Consider the following 2,527-nt stretch of genomic DNA (forward strand, 5'->3'; position numbering starts at 1 on the left):
GAAGGAAATCCGATGAGTTCCACTGTTCCCGCACCAGCCCACACCAGCACCGGAGCTGCCCTGCCCCTAGTCGCCCTGCCGCAGACCGAGCTGCTGACCGTCAACGAGTCGACCATCCCGGTGATCAGGGATGCCATGGGTCCGGGCGTGCACGTCCAACCGCTGCGCCTGGACCTCGAGGCCGGCTGCTGGGTGGTGCAGGCGACCTTCAGCCCCGGCTCGCAGGTCCCGCTGCACTACCACACCGGCATCGCCGAGGTGTACACCCTCTCGGGGGAGTGGTATTACCTGGAGTACCCGGATCAGAAGCAGGTCGCCGGCTCCTATCTCTACGAACCCAGCGGTTCCGTGCACACGTTGATCTGCCCCGAATCCAACACCGAGGACACCGTCATGTTCGTCCGGGTCCAGGGTGCCAACATCAATTTCAGCCAGGACGGCCATTTCCATTCGATCCTGGACGCTGTGCTGATCCACCAGCTCGCGGCCGTGCTCAGCGAACAGCAGGGCCTCGGACCTATCAACTACATCGGTGGCGGCGAGGCCGCCTTCACGGCTGAGCCGTCCGGGCGGCGTGCAACTGCCATTGATCAATCCTGACCCTCCGAGCTGCATGCACATTCGCGGCTAAGAACCCGGCCGCAGGAAAGGCACCGCAAACGCCATGAAGAAATGGAATCACGCTCTGATCACCGGCGGCGGCAGCGGCATCGGGCTCGGGCTGGCGGTGCGACTGCTCGAGCGGGGCGGCAAAGTCAGTGTGCTGGACCTTTCGGTCAACGACGCGAACCGTGCCGCACTCGATGATGCCGCACGGCTCGGCAAAGGCCGCTGGCAGTTCATCGAAGAGAACGTCACGCAGGAGCAGCAGATGCGCGCAGCGGTCACGCAGGCGGTCCAGGATTTCGGGACGCCGGACCTGGCGGTCAATTCCGCCGGCGTCGGGCTGTGCCGGGCCTTCGCCGACATGTCCAGCGAGGAATTTCGCCGCGTCATCGACATCAACCTGATGGGCAGCTACCACTTCGCCGCCGCGGTGCTGCCGCACCTGACGAAGGGATCGCGGCTGGCGCTGGTGGCGTCACTGGCGGGCATCACCAGCAACTACGCCTATGCCGCCTACGGCACCTCGAAGTTCGGTGTGGTCGGCCTGGCCACGACGCTGCGGTACGAGTACGAGCCCAAAGGCATCCACATCAGCTGCATCTGTCCGCCGGAGGTGAAGACGCCACTGGTGGCACAAGAGCGCGCGGACGGCGACCCGGTGGCACTGGACCTCAAGCTGATCGCCGGCTCGATGGATGCCGATCCGGCTTGCGACCAGATCCTGGCCGGACTCGATGCCGGACACTGGCGCATCATTCCGGGCTTTGCCGGCAAGGCCACGGCCTTCGCGGCCCAGCGCACGCCGGGCATCTTCTACCGGGTCATGAACGTCATGGTCCGCAAGTACATGCGCAAGCACGGAGTCCCCGTCGCCTGACGGCCGTGCCTACTTAATGTCCCAGCACACCGACAGAGTGGAGACACCGATGCCCGCCGAGCGCCCCTCACCAACCGTTCCGTCCAGTGTTCATAATGAGGGCTTCGGCCGCCGTCGTTTCCTCGGCGCGGGCGCTGTAGCGGCCGCCACTGCGGCGGCGGCAGCAGCCGGCTGCGCCCCCGAAAACAAGCCGACGGGCTCAGCCCCCGCCGGGACCGGCGGGGCCGCGGTGCCCGACGACGGGTCGGTGCTGCCCATGCCCTCCGAGCCGTTCGACGGCAAGATCGGTGATACCTACGCCGATTCAACGCCCGGCGAGGCGTACACACTGACGGCCCCCGAGGGTGCCCCCAACGTGGTGGTCGTGTTACTCGACGACGTCGGCTTCGGCCACACGTCGACCTTTGGCGGTCCGGTGAACACCCCCACGCTTCAGCGTCTAGCCGAAGAAGGGTTGCGCTACAACCGGTTCCACACCACCGCGCTATGCTCGCCGACCCGTGCAGCGCTGCTGACTGGACGCAACCACCACAGTGCGCACACCGGCACGATCATGGAGCTCGCTACCGGCTATCCCGGCTATGACGGAGTCATCCGGGGCGACACCGCCACGGTGGCCCAGACGTTGCGGCTGCGCGGCTACAACACTGCGGCATACGGCAAGTGGCACAACACCCCCGACTACGAACTGTCCTCGGCCGGCCCATTCGACCGCTGGCCCACCAGTCTGGGATTCGACGAGTTCTACGGATTCCAGGGTGGCGAGGCCAACCAGTGGCACACTCCGCTCTATCACGGCACCACCCCGATCGAACCCCCAGACGAGCCCGGCTGGCACTTCTCTGAGGCCATCGCGGACAAATGCATCGACTGGATCACCGGGCAGAAGGCCGTCAACCCCAACAAGCCCTTCTTCGTCTACTGGGCCCCCGGTGCCGCCCACGCCCCTCACCAGGTCGCCGCCGAATGGGCTGACAAATACAAGGGCAAATTCGACCACGGCTGGGACGAGCAGCGCCGGCTGACCTGGGAGGGCCAGAAGAA

The 2,527-nt window shown here is 66.0% G+C and carries 3 protein-coding genes; all 3 read left to right on the forward strand.

Translation table 11 applies throughout. The annotated features are described in order from the left end of the window. Nucleotides 1-12: 12 nt before the first annotated feature. Complete coding sequence (locus ADBZ6I_RS17070; RefSeq protein WP_526385961.1) at nucleotides 13-600, forward strand: 2,4'-dihydroxyacetophenone dioxygenase family protein; 588 nt, start codon at nucleotides 13-15, stop codon at nucleotides 598-600. A 64-nt stretch (nucleotides 601-664) separates the two neighbouring features. Next, on the forward strand, nucleotides 665-1,483 hold the full coding sequence (locus tag ADBZ6I_RS17075; RefSeq protein WP_526385957.1) for an SDR family NAD(P)-dependent oxidoreductase: 819 nt from the start codon (nucleotides 665-667) through the stop codon (nucleotides 1,481-1,483). Nucleotides 1,484-1,712: 229 nt separating this feature from the next. After that, a partial coding sequence (locus ADBZ6I_RS17080) for a sulfatase-like hydrolase/transferase (protein WP_526385959.1) occupies nucleotides 1,713-2,527 on the forward strand: 815 nt, incomplete at its 3' end.

The organism is Mycobacterium sp. (genome assembly GCF_044342925.1).
GTDB lineage: Bacteria > Actinomycetota > Actinomycetes > Mycobacteriales > Mycobacteriaceae > Mycobacterium.

Excerpts from the sequence above, each read along its gene's own strand:
- ADBZ6I_RS17070 (WP_526385961.1), top strand. The coding sequence starts at position 13 with ATGAGTTCCACTGTTCCCGCACCAGCCCACACCAGCACCGGAGCTGCC.
- ADBZ6I_RS17075 (WP_526385957.1), top strand. The coding sequence starts at position 665 with ATGAAGAAATGGAATCACGCTCTGATCACCGGCGGCGGCAGCGGCATC.